At 40.1% G+C, this 17,058-nt stretch carries 16 protein-coding genes; 7 read left to right on the top strand and 9 right to left on the bottom strand.

Features of this window, described 5'->3' with window-relative positions:
- Positions 1-35: 35 nt before the first annotated feature.
- Together rplY and radD are read right to left on the bottom strand one after the other, a co-directional pair.
- A complete protein-coding gene (rplY, locus tag C6H66_RS05865) occupies positions 36-320 on the bottom strand; it encodes a 50S ribosomal protein L25 (RefSeq protein WP_036777310.1) in 285 nt (94 codons plus the stop codon).
- Between the two features lie 160 nt (positions 321-480).
- On the bottom strand, positions 481-2,238 hold the full coding sequence (gene radD / locus C6H66_RS05860; protein WP_105395068.1) for a DNA repair helicase RadD: 1,758 nt from the start codon (positions 2,236-2,238) through the stop codon (positions 481-483).
- A gap of 315 nt (positions 2,239-2,553) precedes the next feature.
- On the opposite strand from radD, the gene rsuA reads away from it, so the two are divergent.
- The 3 genes from rsuA (at position 2,554) to C6H66_RS05845 (ending at position 5,835) form a co-directional block, all read left to right on the top strand.
- Positions 2,554-3,255 carry a 16S rRNA pseudouridine(516) synthase RsuA gene (gene rsuA, locus C6H66_RS05855; protein ID WP_105395067.1) on the top strand — a complete coding sequence of 234 codons (702 nt, stop codon included), beginning with the start codon at positions 2,554-2,556 and terminating at the stop codon, positions 3,253-3,255.
- Between the two features lie 44 nt (positions 3,256-3,299).
- Positions 3,300-4,484, top strand: coding sequence for a Bcr/CflA family multidrug efflux MFS transporter (locus tag C6H66_RS05850; RefSeq protein ID WP_046394933.1), 1,185 nt, complete (start codon positions 3,300-3,302; stop codon positions 4,482-4,484).
- Positions 4,485-5,490: 1,006 nt separating this feature from the next.
- Positions 5,491-5,835: a YejG family protein gene (locus tag C6H66_RS05845; protein WP_036777304.1), complete on the top strand. Its 345-nt coding sequence runs from the start codon at positions 5,491-5,493 to the stop codon at positions 5,833-5,835.
- A gap of 61 nt (positions 5,836-5,896) precedes the next feature.
- Here C6H66_RS05845 and mepS read toward each other — a convergent pair whose 3' ends face one another.
- A complete protein-coding gene (gene mepS / locus C6H66_RS05840) occupies positions 5,897-6,487 on the bottom strand; it encodes a bifunctional murein DD-endopeptidase/murein LD-carboxypeptidase (protein WP_046394931.1) in 591 nt (196 codons plus the stop codon).
- Between the two features lie 357 nt (positions 6,488-6,844).
- Positions 6,845-7,549 (bottom strand): phosphatase PAP2 family protein, encoded by a 705-nt coding sequence (locus C6H66_RS05835; protein WP_046394930.1) that lies wholly within the window; start codon positions 7,547-7,549, stop codon positions 6,845-6,847.
- A gap of 403 nt (positions 7,550-7,952) precedes the next feature.
- Here C6H66_RS05835 and C6H66_RS05830 point away from each other — a divergent pair, with 403 nt between their 5' ends.
- Positions 7,953-8,297, top strand: a complete 345-nt coding sequence (locus tag C6H66_RS05830) for a hypothetical protein (RefSeq protein ID WP_248000615.1) — start codon at positions 7,953-7,955, stop codon at positions 8,295-8,297.
- A 204-nt stretch (positions 8,298-8,501) separates the two neighbouring features.
- Here C6H66_RS05830 and yeiP read toward each other — a convergent pair whose 3' ends face one another.
- The 3 genes from yeiP to C6H66_RS05815 form a co-directional block, all read right to left on the bottom strand.
- Positions 8,502-9,074 carry an elongation factor P-like protein YeiP gene (yeiP, locus tag C6H66_RS05825; RefSeq protein ID WP_036777297.1) on the bottom strand — a complete coding sequence of 191 codons (573 nt, stop codon included), beginning with the start codon at positions 9,072-9,074 and terminating at the stop codon, positions 8,502-8,504.
- Positions 9,075-9,205: 131 nt separating this feature from the next.
- Positions 9,206-10,465 carry a tryptophan permease gene (mtr, locus tag C6H66_RS05820; protein WP_046394929.1) on the bottom strand — a complete coding sequence of 420 codons (1,260 nt, stop codon included), beginning with the start codon at positions 10,463-10,465 and terminating at the stop codon, positions 9,206-9,208.
- Positions 10,466-10,581: 116 nt separating this feature from the next.
- Entirely contained in the window at positions 10,582-11,001 is a 420-nt protein-coding gene (locus tag C6H66_RS05815; RefSeq protein WP_105395066.1) for a nucleotide triphosphate diphosphatase NUDT15, read from the bottom strand.
- Positions 11,002-11,213: 212 nt separating this feature from the next.
- On the opposite strand from C6H66_RS05815, the gene fruK reads away from it, so the two are divergent.
- Complete coding sequence (gene fruK / locus C6H66_RS05810; protein WP_105395065.1) at positions 11,214-12,152, top strand: 1-phosphofructokinase; 939 nt, start codon at positions 11,214-11,216, stop codon at positions 12,150-12,152.
- 19 nt (positions 12,153-12,171) lie between these two features.
- On the opposite strand, the gene nfo is transcribed toward fruK, so the two are convergent.
- Together nfo and C6H66_RS05800 are read right to left on the bottom strand one after the other, a co-directional pair.
- Entirely contained in the window at positions 12,172-13,014 is an 843-nt protein-coding gene (gene nfo / locus C6H66_RS05805; RefSeq protein WP_105395064.1) for a deoxyribonuclease IV, read from the bottom strand.
- A 107-nt stretch (positions 13,015-13,121) separates the two neighbouring features.
- The gene (locus tag C6H66_RS05800) at positions 13,122-14,204 is read right to left on the bottom strand and encodes a YeiH family protein (RefSeq protein ID WP_105395063.1); all 1,083 of its coding nucleotides are present in this window, start codon (positions 14,202-14,204) and stop codon (positions 13,122-13,124) included.
- 189 nt (positions 14,205-14,393) lie between these two features.
- Between C6H66_RS05800 and yieE the strand changes: the two genes are divergently transcribed.
- Positions 14,394-15,257, top strand: coding sequence for a DNA-binding transcriptional regulator YeiE (yieE, locus tag C6H66_RS05795; RefSeq protein WP_036814436.1), 864 nt, complete (start codon positions 14,394-14,396; stop codon positions 15,255-15,257).
- 154 nt (positions 15,258-15,411) lie between these two features.
- Positions 15,412-16,893, top strand: coding sequence for an amino acid permease (locus C6H66_RS05790; protein ID WP_105395062.1), 1,482 nt, complete (start codon positions 15,412-15,414; stop codon positions 16,891-16,893).
- Positions 16,894-17,058 lie beyond the last annotated feature (165 nt).

The raw sequence follows: 17,058 nt of genomic DNA, 5'->3' as shown, positions 1-17,058 counted from the left end.
TTACTCGGCGTCCCGAAAAGCTCGGCTGTGGCTAATTAAGCACGCAGGAAGTCAATGTGTGCCAGTTTTGGTTTAAACGGATGGCGCTGTACAGCCTGCACTTTAACTTTAGTCTCTTTACCGTCGATAACCAGGGTCAGAACTTCGCTATAAAATTCAGCTTTGTGTTCCATATTGATAACCTGATCGTGATCCAGTTCAATAGAAACTGGCTCTTGGTTGCCACCGTATACGATAGCTGGAAACTTGTTAGCTCTACGCAGGCGGCGGCTCGCACCCTTACCCTGCTCTTTGCGTACTTCTGCATTAATAGTAAACATTGTTTTTTCTCTTTAAGAAGAAAGTAAACCCTGCTACAGGCGACCCAGCAGCAGGTTCGAGATTTGGCTTAACATTTAACATAGTAGCATAGTGTCAAGCGGGCGGCATTCTAGCGAAAAATGGCGGTTACAGCAAATAGAATAGGTCAATCGGAACCTATTAATATAATTCGTCTGCTCGTCGAAAACGCCCTTGGTAATCAAAGATTTTTTCACGAATCTGCCAGAATCGACCTTTTTTACGAGCGACAACAAAATCAGGATGACGCAATAGAGGTTGCTGGTGAACGATATCTGAAGCTGTTTTCCAGTTAAAAGGTATAGCCGGAGCACGCTGATGTTGACGAAGAAATTGGTACTCAAAGAGCCGTCGTTGGGCAGGAGTTGTCAACCGAAAACGTTCGGCAACATCAGCACCATCTTCATCGTAATAGATGATTTTCAGCCATTCTCCTTTACTGTCAATTTCAGGGATGAGCTGCATACCACCACAACGCAGCACCAGAGCGTCTTTGAGTTTCAATGCGGCTTTCAGCATATCGTCGGGATCAACCAGCACTTCTTGGCAACTGTGGCAATGCCGTGCGGCGATATCATTTTCTGCACCGCAATGAGGGCAAAGTTTAAAACGAAAACGGAACTCACATTGACGGCGTTTGCCGTATTGATCCTTTTCCCAACCCTGACAGCGGCGGCCGAAGTGTTCAATAATTTCACCGTCGGAGGTGCATTTTCCCCAAAATATATTGGCGAAGTTGCAGATAGGGCAGAATACTTGAACCGGTTGGTTCTGTTTATCCGGTTTATTGCTGCCAACTTCTGGTGTGTAGAGATCGTGAGGATTTCCTGCATAATCGAGAATCAGGCAATCTTTTTTGCCGGGAAATAATCGTAAACCACGACCGATAATTTGCTGATATAGACTGACGGATTCAGTAGGACGCAGAATGGCTATCAGATCAACATGGGGAGCATCAAATCCAGTTGTCAATACGGCGACGTTAACCATATAGCGCAATTGCTGAGTTTTAAAGGCTTCGATGAACAGATCGCGATCAGTGGTTGATGTATCGGCGCTGACTAATGCAGCTTGGCCGGAAGGGAGTAATTGAAAAATCTCTTTGGCATGTTCGACAGTTGCCGCAAAAAGCATAACGCCTTTGCGATCAGCGGAATATTCAATGACTTGTTTTATAATATGAGGTGTGATGCGTTTTTGTCGTTTGATTTCGTGATTTAAATCAGTTTCATTGAAAATACCTTGTTGACTGGAGCGAACTTGGCTGAAATCATATTGCATAACCGGCATATCTAGCCGCTTTGGGGGGACAAGGAAACCGTGTTTAATCATATAACGTAGGGGCAATTCATATATGCAATCACGGAAAAAACAGTTTTCATCACCACGGATCATTCCGTGATAGTGATATTGATATATCCAGCCGATAGCCAGTCTATAAGGTGTTGCTGTTAAGCCAAGAATACGTAGTTGAGGGTTATTTTGCCGAAGGTGATGAATAATTTGCTGATATTGACTGTTTTCATCATCACTGATACGGTGACATTCATCAATTATCAGCAACGAGAATTGATTGTCAAAATGCTCAAGATTACGGGCGACAGATTGAACACTACCAAACACCACTTTTCCTGCGCTTTGTTTTTGCTGCAATCCGGCGGAAAAAATATCTGCGGGTAAACCGTATGCGCAATATTTGCTGTAGTTCTGTGCAACTAATTCTTTTACATGAGCTAATACTAATACTTTCCCACGCGCTAATTTTGCCAGTTCAGCAATAACCAGGCTTTTACCTGCTCCCGTTGGTAATACAATGATTGCAGGTTCATGATGGTGCCGGAAGTGATTAACAGTGGCATCCACAGCTTCTTGCTGATAGGGACGTAAAGTAAAAGTCATGATCGTTCCGTAACAGAAAAATATTCGTAAAAGAGTAACATTTTTCTTATTAATTTGCTGTGGGCGGAAGTCAAGGTAAGATAATTATCTGATTGAGAGAAACTATAACTGGTTATAACAAATAGATAATTGTTGTTCATAGTAAACATGGTTATGATTAGCTTTCAAATCTTTTGGGTTAATTTCACATCTTCTTTTTTGGTGGCACTGTTTGGTGGCACTGTTTGGTGGCATTGTGTTGTAGTGCCGAGGTAGTGCCAAAATAGTAGTGGATTATGTTCATATTTAAATTAATTAATACAGGTGTCTTCATCCATGCGATTGGATAAATTTTTGTCACAACAGCTTGGTATCAGTCGGAATGACGTAGGACGCGAGCTGCGTGCGGGGCGTATCACTGTTGATGATGAGATTATAAAAACCGGAGCTTATAAATTAACTCCAGAGCAACAGGTCATGTTTGATGGTTCGTTATTGGAACAGCAGCAAGGGTCTCGTTATTTTATGCTAAATAAACCGCAAGGGTATGTCTGTTCCACTGATGATCCGATAAATCCGACCGTTCTCTATTTTATTGATGAATCGGCAGCGCATAAATTACATACGGCTGGTAGGTTGGATATGGATACCACCGGTCTGGTTTTGCTAACCGATGATGGTCAATGGTCTCATCGCATTACTTCCCCAAAACATCATTGTAAAAAAACATATCTAGTTACACTTGAATGCCCGGTTGCAGCAGAGACGGCAGATAAATTTCTTGCAGGTGTTCAACTTAATGGTGAAAAGACACTGACAAAACCCGCCCAACTGGAAATTCTGGAACCTCAAGTTGTTCGCCTGACGATTAGTGAAGGGCGTTATCATCAGGTAAAACGTATGTTTGCCGCAGTAGGTAATCGGGTAACAGCGCTTCATCGTGAACGAATCGGCGAAATCATCTTAGATCCTGAATTGGAGCCAGGAGAGTATCGGCCATTGACTAAGCAAGAAATTGCCAGTGTCAATGTTCCTTGAATTCTAGTTTTAGTTAATTATTTTAAATTATTGGAGCAATATACGTGCAACAACAACGATCATCCTATTTAGGACTGATTTTAATTCTTGGTCTGCTTTCTATGTTAATGCCTCTTGCCATTGATATGTATTTACCGAGTTTACCGACTGTTGCCGAAGATTTCGGTGTAGATAGCGGGCAGGTTCAGATGACGCTGAGCAGTTATATTCTTGGTTTTGCTATCGGTCAGATGATATATGGTCCAATGGCTGACAGTTTGGGGCGTAAGCCGGTTATTCTGGGTGGGGTTGCTGTATTTGCTCTAGCTTCGGCTGCATGTGCAATGGTTCAGAATATCGATGATTTTATTTATATGCGCTTTTTGCATGGTTTCTCCGCAGCCGCCGCAGGGGTTGTCATTAATGCGCTAATGCGAGATTTGTTCACCAAAGATGAATTCTCGCGCAGCATGTCTTTTGTAATATTGGTAATGACTGTTGCTCCATTAATTGCTCCAATTCTTGGTGGCATGATAATGATTTGGTTCACATGGCATGCTATTTTCTGGAGTATTGCGGTAACTGCTGTTATTACCGTATTCCTCGTTGCTTTCTTTATCAGAGAGACTTTGCCAAGAGAGAAAAGACAAAAATTTCATCTTCGTACAACTGTAAATCAGTTTATTATGTTATTTCGCCAGCGCCGTGTATTTTGCTATATTCTTGCCAGCAGTTTTTCATTTGCGGGAATGTTTTCTTTTCTCAGTGCAGGGCCATTTGTTTATATTGAGTTAAATGGTGTTTCTCCTCAGCACTTTGGTTATTACTTTGCGCTTAATATTGCATTTATGTTTGTAATGACGACAATAAATAGTCGCTATGTCCGACGTTTTGGTGCGTTGAAGATGATGTATTTTGGTTTGAGTGTGCAGTTTGTGATGGGGATCTGGTTGTTACTGTCTACCACACTCGATTTTGGCTTTATTGCTTTGGTCATCGGTGTTGCAGCTTATATATGTGGTATTTCTATGATTACATCTAATGTCATGGCGGTGGTTTTAGATGATTACCCACATATGGCCGGAACGGTGTCTTCATTTGCGGGTACAATTCGTTATGGTATTAGTGCCTTGGTTGGTGCATTACTTGCCATGTTACCAGCCCAAAATGCTTGGCCAATGGTTGGCTCTATGGTTTTATCTGTTATTTTAGCTGTGCTGTTTATTATGTATACAAAAAAGAGTCGGTAAATAAAAACAGAAGGCTGTTTTCATGTGCAGCCTTTTCTTTAAAAAGAAAATTATTGTAGGCGAAAAATATTTTTGATGATATTTTACGGTTATAATTTTATGAGAGATTATTGAGTAACCATTTTATTCTAAAATGTATATCTTCTTTCATTGATATATTCTTGATTGATAGGAGTAAGGTTTAATTTATTGAAGATGATAAATTAAATTATATTGTTATGATATTTTTGTTATTTTAATATTTACCATTAGGCAATGAGACTATAATAAGTTTGTGGTATCAGTAGCATTTTCTGTATCACTGGAATTATCATTAAAAACGATAATTTTATTAAAGAGAGTATTTTTCCTGAATATTTCGGGGAATTGAAAATTGGTTGTGCTTAATAGCTATAAATAGTGGTGCTGATCTATTTATGGCGAGGCGAAACTATTGTTGTTTCATTGTTTTTTTATTATTGCTGTTGTGTTTTGTTGATTTTTGTATTCCCGTTGGGCTAACAGGCTAACTTTTGACTGTAAGGAAATTCCGAAATGTTCTGCCATGAGAATAAGTTGTTGTTGATGCATTGATAGTAATTATAAGTCTTTGTTGTATTTTTGTTAAATTAACAAATATTAAATGGCGTTATTATTAGGTTGTCGTTAATTATACCTTATAAAACACATTGTTATCTATTTGTTTTTACAGTTCTTATTTGATTTTTATGTTAAAGTGTTGAGTTGAAAAAATAAAATATGTAAACAATCATTAAACATAAAGTTGGGTTTTTGCATAAAAATTAGTTGAGTTTTCTTTAAAAAAAGTATAAATATATGAGAAATGAGAGATTGATCTCACTTTTTCTAAGGTGAAATTTGGAATTAATGTAATACTATAAACACAAATTTAACTTTTCGTTTACCTTTTTTGGGGGTTAGTTATTCGGTTTTGGCGAGTAGAACACCTGAAGATAGCCGCTAACTTTAACTTTTGTATCTATGTTCTTTCAGGTAGGAATGATTCGTGAATAATATTCAGCTTTCGGTAGTACATCGGCTGCCGCAAAGTTACAGGTGGTCACCCGGTTTTGTGGGTATCAAAGTTGAGCCACTTCCGGTTGATGAAGTGAATGCAGAGAGCAGCCTGATGGGGTTGAAGTTACTCAGCCACGAGGACGGGGCTGCGTGGAATGTTATGCAAAAATTGCAGCAATCACTTGCTGATATGCAAATCGGAAGCACTGTGATTGAGTTGGAAGGTCAACCGTGCTTATTTATTAATAGTGAAGATGAAAGTGCGGTTATGTGTCGTTTGAAGACACTTGGCGCTGCCATTGCTGAAAAGATAACTGCGCTTTATCCATTCTGATATAAACGCGAAAAGCGCTTCCTTTGATGGAAGCGCTTTTTTGTAGGCAAGGGAAAAATTTTTAGCCGTTAGGCACTAGGTTATTACTGATGACTCGGCGACCGCCGTAATAACGTTTGCTCCAGTATGTGCTGCTTAACTTGGAAACGACGACACCATTGCTGGTAGAAGCATGGACGAATTGGTCATTGCCAACATAGATGCCAATATGCCTGGTACGGGTACCTGTCTTAAATAAAACTAAATCGCCAGGGCGCAGCTTTGAGCGGTCGATTTTTTTGCCAATATTTTGTTGTTCAAATGTTGAACGTGGCAGTTCCATACCAAACTGATCACGGAAAGTACGTTGAACAAAGGCAGAACAATCTATACCGCGTTTTGTATCGCCACCGAGTCGATAGGCAACGCCCTTCCAGCCATTGTATTGGCTAAGAATTTTAGATTTTATGTCCAGATTACGAACAAGCGCTTCGAATTCATCCTGAGACGCTTGAAGTAAGAAGCCGTTCTTACCGTTTACTGCATGCGTATCAGTTTGTGTGTTACGAAACCTTGATGAATCTGGCGAGCTGCACGCGGATAAAGTGATCGCTACGAACAGCGCGGGTATCAGCCGCGTAATGTATCTCAGAGCCGGTTGAGACTTGACCATTATTTTTGTTTTCCCTTGCTATCCTTACCTTAGTTGGTCGCTATTATTGAAAAATATCAAACGCTTCGAAGCCTGGTGTTAGAAAAAACAATGAGTAAACAACGCGCTTGGTGGAAAAACGCGCCTGATGCCACGTTTTATAACGATATTTACAATAAATGTCATTCAGACCGAGAGTACAGAAACAATCAGGAAAAGGCGAGTATTTAATGACATAATTTACAAAAAATTAGATTTCTAAGTAGGAGAGATCAGGGATGTTGCTAATTTATGTTATTTATGTGGGTTTTATGAGCTATTGGGAAGGTTAAATATCTCCCCAATATTATTCGGTAAAAAGAGTTTAAGGGAAAGATCTTAAATTGGGCGACCAATTTGTGGCAGATTCTTATCCAGCCAGTTAATCATGATATCACTTAATGGTGTTAATAGTAGCCAACTTGTTCCGATTAGCACCAGTGATAAAGAGCCGACGGCAATATCAGTAAACCAATGCGCTCCCGCCATGATACGAGGTAATGCAAAGATTACCATGATCAATAATGCGGTACAGAATGTTCTGCCTGAGATATAGCGAAGGATAAAGCAGCTAAAAATCAGGAGCATTAATCCGTGATCGCCTGGAAAGCTATCGCCTGATGCATCTTTTGTTGCCAGATTGGTCATTTCGCTAATACGATTGATATGATCAAAGGTTAATGTTGGACTTGGACGGATAACCGGGAGTAGATGACCGATTTGGTTAAGTATAACTGCGCTTATTATCATGACCAAACCAATCATGAATAATCTGCGTTTGCCATCGTAATTCTGTTTACGAAAAGCGTTGTAATATAGTAATCCCATACATAAAAGCGAAATGGCATCGAAAGCCCTGATATTCACAAATGCTACAAATTCTGTGAATATTGAACCTGGGATTAATTTCTCATTAAAGAAGTAGAAGATTGCAGAGTCGATTTTGAACCAAAAACCGTGCTGTTCTGGTAAATACCAAGAGAGAAACAGAGTAATCCCCAACAGGTTCAATATAAATATGGTAAATGAGTGACTGCGTGTCATGGGAGACCTATTTGTTAAAAATAAAATAAGTGGTAACTGAACTTACAATTATGTCGGTTAATATAACAAATATTGAGTAATAATGTCACAATTCTTAATCATAAGTTAATTTGTTGTTTTTTTATCTACTTTGTGCTTTTTCCTTCATTTTTTATTTACTTTGGCAACTATATCTGTCCAATTCTGCGGGTTTTTATTGAGTGATGTTGTGGTGTTTAAGGTTGTAAATTCTTAATTTATTGATAATTATCTCTGATAATTCTAATATTGGAAGATATAAATATCTTAATCAGCTTTAATCGCTAAAAATCATAAATAAACAACGAAAATAGCCGTTACCAATACATAGACTCATAAATTTTTACGATTTCTAGGTTGATTTCATTTTTGGAAATCGCAGCGAATGATGTTGTTTTATGGTGAGGGTTTTATGTCTATGTTCCGGGTTATGATAGGTTGCTTTTTTCTGATGATTCCTAGTGTTGTCAATAGCGGATCAGAAACAACATCAAATACAGGGATTATTCGCTTTTCAGGTGCGATCGTTGAATCACCGTGTCGTTTTGACTGGCGTGATAACTGGGCTGACACTACTTGTTGGCGAAAGGGACATAAAATTACCCAACGACGAAAGCTCGATTTGCAAAATGATATTTATTTTTATTTACCACACCAAATGGGGGTAACAGAGATTAAATGGATAAAAGGAAAAGATAAAATCGGTGTTGTTACAATTTTCTATAATTGATGTTAAGAAAAATTTTAGAAGAGGAGTAAGGATTTTATTTGTCATTGCTAAAATGAATGAGTGACAAATTTATGTTGTATTTTATTTGAGAATTTAAATTATCTCTAAATGCTAAAGGGAAAGTAGGTGACTGATTTAATTAATGGAATAGGTAAAGTGAGTTACCCTGTTTTATCTTGGGCAACTCAGAATTAGCTACTATTGTTAATCACAACGTCCCATATAGCGACGTTCTGCAATATGAATACGGATTTTTTCCCCGCTACTGATATATTCAGGTACTTGCACGGTGAGTCCGGTGCTCATTTTGGCAGGTTTTGTCCGTGCACTGGCTGAAGCGCCTTTAATTCCAGGAGCCGTTTCTTCAATAACCATATCGACTGTCTGTGGCAGTTCAAGGGCAATGACTTGTCCCTCTATTGTCAGAACTTGCATACCCGGCAGGCCACCTTCGGGAATGAATAACAACTCTTCTTCGATTTGTTCCTTTTTAAAGTGATAAGGTGTGAAATCTTCATCATCCATGAAAACATATTCATCACCATCAATATAAGAAAAGTTAACGCTACGACGAGTCAGGCTGATCGTATCAAGGATATCATCGCCTTTGAAACGTTCTTCCACTTTCTGGCCGGTGCGGATATCAGTAAAGCGCATTTTATATAATGTGCTAGCTCCCCGGGCGCTTGGTGCTTGAATATCAATGTCTTTGACTAGCAGTAATTTACCATTATAACTGACGGCACTACCGCGTTTAATTTCGTTGGCTTTAGCCATATGTAACCTTCCATAAAACTGCAAGAGAATAATCGGCGACAAAATTACTCGCAGTCAGGGCATTAGGCAAGCAGGGATTAAAAAACCCCGCTGTTTTTTTTACATTGGGGTTGTAGTAAGAATGTTTTATATCAACGATACACAGGTAATAAATCAAGGGAGGACAAAATATGAGCTATAGCATTTATCAGACCAAACAGGATGACAAACCCAATAAGGAATTTTCCTCCTGGCGCTCGGTAGCTGGCTTCAGGGAAGCGCTGACGACTTGCCCGAGCCATGAGCGCTGGAATAATGACAGCCCAGATAGTTGCAGCAAATCCAGCGAAACCAATAGCGTATAGAAAACCATTGGGTAACAGCAAAGCTAGCGCTGTTGGTGGAATGAATGTCACTAATGCAGATTTTAACCGATCGGTATTGTTATCTTTAAAACCGAAGAAGTCAGCTATGTAATCAAATAGCCCTAAAGAGACACCAAGAAATGAACTTGCTAGTGCCATGTAAGAAAAGGCATTTAGAAACAGGTGAACGGCTTCGCTATTTGTTGTGTTATCCATGTGTTTTAATAAAGCATCGATATTCCCGCCATCAGCAATAATCTGTTTGAATACTTCGCGTGGAATATTTCCCTGAATAACATATTGCCACAGGATATAAATAGCTAATGCGATTAATGTACCCAATAACAGGCTGCGAATAACGGCTTTGCTGTCTTTATGATAATATTTTACTAAACTTGGGATGTTGCCGTGATATCCGAATGAAACCAATAAATAGGGCAGAGCGGCTAAAGCATAAGGCATATAATTTGTTGCTGTGTTATTTGATATGGCATCCGTCTGATTAAACAGGATGACATATTTAACTTCGGTAAACATGCCGCCAACGGACATAAAAAAAGTAATCACCATACCGCCTATCAAAATTGTGCTCAGACGATCGACAGCTTGAGTCGATAACCAGACAATAAATGCAACAACAAAGGCAAAAATAAAGCCCGCATTTGCCTGCGATATTGAGAGAACATCTTTAAAATTGTGGGCAATAATTGAGCCACCCGCTGAAATATAGGCATAGGTCAATATATAAAGCACGAATGCAATAGAGATACCATTGATGGCATTCCATCCTTTACCGAGTAAATCTTTAGTCATGGTATGGAAGCTGGCGCCTGATGGATAGTTCAGGTTGGTTTCTAGTATCATCAAGCCGGAAAAATACATGCACACCCATGTGTAAATCAGCAGAATAATTGAGCCAGTAAACCAGACTCCAGAAGTTACCACAGGAGTAGAGAACATTCCTGCACCGACAGCAGTTCCGGCAATTATCATTGCACCTCCCAGTATGGGAGGGCGCTTTAAACTTTGGGTTGTCTCAATGGACATATTTAACTCCTGCTGGTATATTGTTTCTTTGTACTAGCTTAAAGATACATTTTTGTCTATAGAGTGTAAATAGATGTCATAAAGGATTATTTGAAATTGAACTAACATAAGTTAGTTCATTCGGTCAGATAAAATTTATTTTCTTGCCACATTTTTATTGCATTCCGACTGGCTTCAAAATGAGGTTCAGGAAGATTATCGGGATTGCACCACATAAGTTGTTCACATTTTTCTGGTTCCATCAATTTCGGTTTATCTCCTGCATGTTTTGCCAGTAAACACACCGAAATAGTATGTTTTCCTTCCTGTTGATAAGTTTGAAGGTTATTGCAAATCCCGTAGACTTTTGGTGACTGAATTGTCAGACCTGTTTCTTCTGCAATTTCACGGATTGCACATTGCTCAAAAGTTTCTCCTGCATCAACATGACCACCAAAGATTGACCAGTATGGTGCATGTTTACTGCTGCGTTTTCCTAGTAATACTTGTCCATGTTCATTTACAATAACAACGCCAACACCCACAATGACAGACATCTGGTTTATTCCTTCATCTAAATTTCAGCAAATTTGCATTTCATTTTGAGAAAAACTCAATGCTATTCTTATCCGTAAATTAGTTTAAGGCAACGATCAATAAAGTACGGAATTTAACTGAAACGATTCAATTTTAGTGATATAAAGTGGTATAAATAGAACTGAAAATTCGTAGTAATGATGATTATCTACTTAGGAGACATCGGGCAAATATGAGCCGTAGAGTTGCCACTATCACCCTAAACCCTGCTTATGATTTAGTGGGGTTGTGCCCGGAAATCGTCAAGGGGGCGATCAATCGAGTGCAAACCGCCGGACTACATGCTGCGGGAAAAGGCAATAATGTTGCTAAAGTTTTGCGCGACTTAGGTATTGATGTCACGGTGAGTGGTTTTTTGGGTAAGGAAAATCAGGAAGGATTTCAACAATTCTTCAATGAAAATGGTATGGTTAATCGTTTTCATTTAGTACCGGGCAGAACACGGATTAATGTCAAATTGACAGAAGGAAGCGGTGAAGTGACAGATTTTAACTTCTCTGGTTTTTATGTCGGTGAAGCTGAATGGTCAGGATTTGTTAATGATTCGCTTTCATGGCTTGGGCAGTTTGATATGGTGGTTGTTAGTGGAAGCTTACCTGCTGGTGTCTCTGCTGAATCGTTTACTGACTGGATGACTTGTCTGCGTCAGCTTTGCCCTTGTATTATTTTCGATAGCAGTCGTGAAGCATTGGTTGCAGGATTAAAAGCATCCCCTTGGTTAGTTAAGCCGAATCGCCATGAGCTTGAAGTATGGGCAGGGCGCCTGTTACCTGAGTTATCCGATATCATCATGGCTGCGCACCAACTTAGGGATCAAGGAATTGCTCATGTTGTCATATCCTTGGGTGAACAGGGGGCATTATGGGTTAATGCTTCTGGAGCATGGTTGGCAAAACCACCATATTGTAAAGTCGTCAGCACTGTTGGGGCTGGTGATTCAATGGTTGGTGGTTTGGTTTATGGTTTGCTGATGCGAGAATCCAGTGAACATACATTGCGGTTAGCGACGGCTGTATCTGCGCTTGCCGTTAGCCAGCCTAATGTAGGTATCAGTAATCGCCCCGAATTAGCGGCCATGATGGCTAACGTTGAACTGATACCCGTTGAATGATGCTTTAATTAAAGAATCATTAATGTTGTTGTAATTTTAGCCAGGCAATTTCTTGCGGCCAAATATCTGGGTTTATCGTTTCAAGGATGAGTGGAATACCATCAAAACGAGCATCTTTCATAATATAACTGAAAGGTGTTTTGCCAATATTTCCTTCTCCAAGGCTATGATGTCGGTCAACACGGCTGGCGAATTCACTTTTGGCATCATTTAAATGCATTCCGCATAGATATTGAAAACCAACAACTTTTTCAAACTGTTGAAAAGTTTGTTTACAAACATCGTCCGTACGTAAATCATAGCCAGCAGCAAAGGCGTGACAGGTATCAATACAGACACCCACTCGGCTTTTATCTTCAACTCCGTCAATAATTGCCGCCAGATGTTCAAATTTGAAACCCAAATTAGTGCCTTGACCTGCCGTATTTTCGATAACAGCAGTGACTTCCTGGGTTTTATTGAGAGCAATATTGATAGATTCTGCAATACGTGCCAGGCATTTATCCACATCTATTTTATTGAGATGGCTGCCAGGATGAAAATTTAATAGATCGATCCCTAATTGTTCGCAACGTTGCATCTCATCAATAAAAGCTAGCCGGGATTTTTCCAGAGCTTCACTTTCTGGATGGCCGAGATTAATCAGATAACTGTCGTGAGGGAGAATTTGCCGACGGCCATATCCATAACGTTCACAATTTTCTTTAAATTTATCGATAACATCAGCGGATAAAGGTGGAGCATTCCACTGGCGCTGATTTTTTGTAAATAGGGCAAAGGCGGTAGCTTTTAATTCGTGCGCCCGGATAACCGCTTGATCAACTCCGCCGGCAGCGCTGACATGTGCTCCAACAAATTTCATATTTTTCTCCTTCCTACTTTACGTCATTATGACATTGTTCAATCACTCAATGAACCTTAAGAATGGAAAGGTTATATGTTGCTGAAATTTTTCCGTGCGGATTTTGATTAACCAAACAAATGTTGAATGCCCAGATTTATCAAAAAACCACCCGCCATCAGCCAGACAAATAAAATTAGAGCTAATAAAATGGGTTTAAATCCGGCCTGACGGATGGCGCTCACATGAGTCGTTAAACCCAATGCCCCCATTGCCATAGTAAGCATAATAGTATCGATATTAATCAGAAAATGAACTATTGCGGCAGGTAGTAAATTGAAAGAATTAAAACCCGCTATTGCAATAAACATCACCGCAAACCAAGGGATAGTCATTGGTGTTTTTTCCTGACGGTTTTTTCCATTTTTAGTGCTGGCTCGGCTAATGTAACGGGATAATAACAACAGGAATGGCGCCAACATCATAACCCTGAGCATTTTACTGATAACGGCTGCGTTTTCCGTTTGATCGCTAATCGCATGTCCAACAGCAACAACTTGAGCAACTTCATGAATGGTAGAGCCGGTAAAGATACCGAAAGTTTCCTGAGTAAGTGGTAACCACTGATAATACTCATTGAGTTGATAAAACCACGGATAAATGAAAATAGCGATAGTGCCAAAGATGACAACTGTCGATACCGCAACAGCAACTTTACTGGCAGGGGCGTTTACTACCGGCTCTGTTGCCATAATAGCTGCTGCGCCGCAGATACTGCTACCAGCGCCAATTAGTATTACCGTTTGTTGATCTAATCCAAAGAGTGATTTGCCTAGCCAGATTGCAATAAAGAAAGTGGAGGATAATATCACTGCATCAATCAGAAGGCCGGTAATACCAACATCGGCAATTTGTTGAAATGTCAAACGAAAACCGTAAAGAATAATACCTGCTCGCAAGAGATAATGTTTTGAGAAATGAATACCCTTATCACAATAAGGTTTAAGTAAAGGGTAGACAGTATTACCGGCAATAATCCCCGCGAGGATCGCCAGTGTTAATGTGCCCAGTCCCATATTAATAAACCACGGGATATTTCCGGCATATATTGAAATTGAAGTCAGTATTGCCGCCAATATTAACCCTGGTATTAATTTAATTCCGGGGATAGATGATTGTTTGTTGAATCTTTCAGCACGAATATCAGACATAGATGTTTCTCACTTTGCTTATATGTTTTAAACATAAGCATATAGCAGACTAAGTTATCATTAAAATTGATAATATTTTTATATGTAATCTGAAAAAGTGGTAAAAAAGAGGATTTTTGTTAAGTTGTTTATTACTGTATAAAATTAAAACAAGCTAACTTTGACTGACACCATATTTTGCGGGGCAATATGCACATCACATTGAGGCAGTTGGAAGTTTTTACTGAGGTATTGAAAAGCGGTTCAACGACGCAAGCTTCTCAGCAATTGGCGTTATCTCAGTCCGCAGTGAGCGCCTCATTAACGGATCTGGAAAACCAGCTTGGCGTACAGCTTTTTGATCGGGTAGGAAAGCGGTTGGTGACTAATGAACATGGCCGCCTCCTTTATCCCAAGGCTTTGGCGTTGCTAGAGCAGGCAGGGGAAATTCAGCAGTTATTCAAACAGGAGTTGGGAGCGTTACGTATCGCTGCCAGTAGTACCATTGGTAATTATATGTTGCCGGAAATGCTGGCAAATTATCGTCACGATTTTCCTGATACGCCGTTAGAGTTAAATATCAGTAATACGCAGGATGTGATCAATTCTGTGCTGGAATTCCGTGTTGATCTTGGTTTGATTGAAGGTCCCTGTCATAGCCCTGAGTTGATAACTCAGCTGTGGATGGAGGATGAGTTGGTTGTTTTTTCTTCTCCCGAAAATCCGCTAGCTAAGCAGGATTTAAAATTGGATGATTTAGTTAAGGCATCATGGATATTAAGGGAGAGCGGATCGGGTACACGAGAAGTGCTGGATCATCTGTTGTTTGCCCGTTTACCTGGGTTCAAGATTTTGATGGAATTGGGAAACTCTGAAGCGATAAAGCATGCGGTCAAATTTGGTATGGGTATCAGTTGTTTATCCAGACGAGTCGTTGCGGAACAATTGCAAAATCGCACTTTACTGGAGTTAAAAGTGCCAGGATTAAGACTTTTCAGAGTATTGTACCTAATTCATCATCGGCAAAAGCACATGTCTAACGCATTGCAAAAATTGCTCAGTTATTGCCGGTAAGGTTTACGTTCTGTCTAAAATCCAAAATTAGCTGTGTTACTTATAATTTTCTCTAAATTATGAAGGTATCTTATAACAGCGCTTCCTCGCTATTTTGATAGTGAGGATTTGTTACAATCCGCCATCAGATTTATTCGCAGCTAACAGGAACAGAATGTCTCAACAACAAAAAAGTGTTTCCGGGAAACCAGTAGCGCAACATTTGCGACGTGAATTGAAAGCTCGGCATCTGGCGATGATTGCCGTTGGCGGATCAATAGGCACCGGGTTATTCGTGGCTTCAGGTGCGACAGTTTCACAGGCAGGGCCTGGCGGAGCATTACTTTCCTATGCATTAATTGGTTTGATGGTTTATTTCCTGATGACCAGTTTGGGTGAATTGGCCGCTTATATGCCGGTTTCCGGCTCTTTCTCAACGTACGGTTCCAAATATGTTGAAGAAGGGTTTGGTTTTGCCTTGGGTTGGAACTATTGGTACAACTGGGCGGTGACTATCGCGGTGGATTTGGTTGCTGCTCAATTGGTTATGGGGTACTGGTTGCCGGATATGCCGGGTTGGATCTGGAGTGCACTATTTCTCGCGCTGATTTTCCTATTGAATTTTATTTCAGTGAAAGGATTTGGTGAAGCTGAGTACTGGTTCTCTTTAATTAAAGTCAGCACGGTTATTGTTTTTATTGTGGTCGGATTGCTGATGATAGCCGGTATCATGAAAGGGGCAGAAGGTGCCGGGTGGCATAACTGGACTGTGGGTGACGCGCCTTTTGCCGGTGGCTTCGCAGCCATGATTGGCGTGGCGATGATAGTTGGGTTTTCTTTCCAGGGAACCGAGCTGATTGGCATTGCGGCGGGTGAATCAAAAGATCCGGCGAAAAATGTTCCTAGTGCTGTACGTAAGGTATTCTGGCGTATTCTGCTGTTCTATATTTTTGCAATCCTGATCATCAGTCTGATTATTCCTTATACTGATCCAAGCCTACTGCGTAATGAGGTCGGTGATATCAGTGTTAGTCCGTTTACGTTGGTATTTGAAAACGCCGGTTTATTATCCGCCGCGGCTATGATGAATGCGGTTATTTTGACGGCTGTGTTGTCTGCGGGTAATTCAGGTATGTATGCATCGACTCGTATGTTGTTCACATTGGCAAAAGAGGGTAAAGCACCGAAGATTTTTGGCAAATTATCCAAAGGCGGTGTTCCACGTAATGCTTTGTATGCAACAACAATCGTTGCCGCGTTGTGTTTCCTCAGTTCAATGTACGGTAATCAGACCGTCTATCTGTGGTTGTTGAATACCTCTGGGATGACTGGTTTTATTGCATGGTTGGGGATTGCTATCAGCCATTATCGTTTCCGCCGTGGCTATATAGCTCAGGGATTGGATTTAAGTAGGTTACCTTATCGTTCGGGATTTTTCCCGGTTGGCCCAATCTTTGCGTTTGTTTTGTGTCTGACGATCACACTAGGACAGAATTATCAAGCATTTCTACAAGATAAAATTGATTGGTATGGTGTCACTGCAACTTATATTGGTATTCCATTATTCCTGTTGATTTGGTTTGGTTACAAGTTAGTGAAGAAAACTCACTTTATTAAATATAGCGAGATGAAATTTCCTGATATCGCAAACCAGTGAATGTGAATATGTTAAATCGTGATTAGCAGACGGGCAGGGATCTTTGAAAAAATTCCTGCCCGTCTGGTTTTTATGGTTTTTTAATTCGATTCGCGGTTAATTTATTATTATCTTAATGTTTTATTTATCTGAGTAGATCAGCCGTTATTGATAGGAAATTAAAAG

This window comes from Photorhabdus hindustanensis, from assembly GCF_002968995.1.
Lineage (GTDB): Bacteria > Pseudomonadota > Gammaproteobacteria > Enterobacterales > Enterobacteriaceae > Photorhabdus > Photorhabdus akhurstii.
This window is presented reverse-complemented; position numbering and strand designations above follow the sequence as displayed.

What these genes read in the sequence shown, in the direction of transcription:
- rplY (WP_036777310.1), bottom strand. Translation starts at nt 320, where the DNA reads ATGTTTACTATTAATGCAGAAGTACGCAAAGAGCAGGGTAAGGGTGCG.
- radD (WP_105395068.1), bottom strand. Translation starts at nt 2,238, where the DNA reads ATGACTTTTACTTTACGTCCCTATCAGCAAGAAGCTGTGGATGCCACT.
- rsuA (WP_105395067.1), top strand. Translation starts at nt 2,554, where the DNA reads ATGCGATTGGATAAATTTTTGTCACAACAGCTTGGTATCAGTCGGAAT.
- mepS (WP_046394931.1), bottom strand. Translation starts at nt 6,487, where the DNA reads ATGGTCAAGTCTCAACCGGCTCTGAGATACATTACGCGGCTGATACCC.
- C6H66_RS05835 (WP_046394930.1), bottom strand. Translation starts at nt 7,549, where the DNA reads ATGACACGCAGTCACTCATTTACCATATTTATATTGAACCTGTTGGGG.
- C6H66_RS05830 (WP_248000615.1), top strand. Translation starts at nt 7,953, where the DNA reads ATGATGTTGTTTTATGGTGAGGGTTTTATGTCTATGTTCCGGGTTATG.
- yeiP (WP_036777297.1), bottom strand. Translation starts at nt 9,074, where the DNA reads ATGGCTAAAGCCAACGAAATTAAACGCGGTAGTGCCGTCAGTTATAAT.
- mtr (WP_046394929.1), bottom strand. Translation starts at nt 10,465, where the DNA reads ATGTCCATTGAGACAACCCAAAGTTTAAAGCGCCCTCCCATACTGGGA.
- C6H66_RS05815 (WP_105395066.1), bottom strand. Translation starts at nt 11,001, where the DNA reads ATGTCTGTCATTGTGGGTGTTGGCGTTGTTATTGTAAATGAACATGGA.
- fruK (WP_105395065.1), top strand. Translation starts at nt 11,214, where the DNA reads ATGAGCCGTAGAGTTGCCACTATCACCCTAAACCCTGCTTATGATTTA.
- nfo (WP_105395064.1), bottom strand. Translation starts at nt 13,014, where the DNA reads ATGAAATTTGTTGGAGCACATGTCAGCGCTGCCGGCGGAGTTGATCAA.
- C6H66_RS05800 (WP_105395063.1), bottom strand. Translation starts at nt 14,204, where the DNA reads ATGTCTGATATTCGTGCTGAAAGATTCAACAAACAATCATCTATCCCC.
- yieE (WP_036814436.1), top strand. Translation starts at nt 14,394, where the DNA reads ATGCACATCACATTGAGGCAGTTGGAAGTTTTTACTGAGGTATTGAAA.
- C6H66_RS05790 (WP_105395062.1), top strand. Translation starts at nt 15,412, where the DNA reads ATGTCTCAACAACAAAAAAGTGTTTCCGGGAAACCAGTAGCGCAACAT.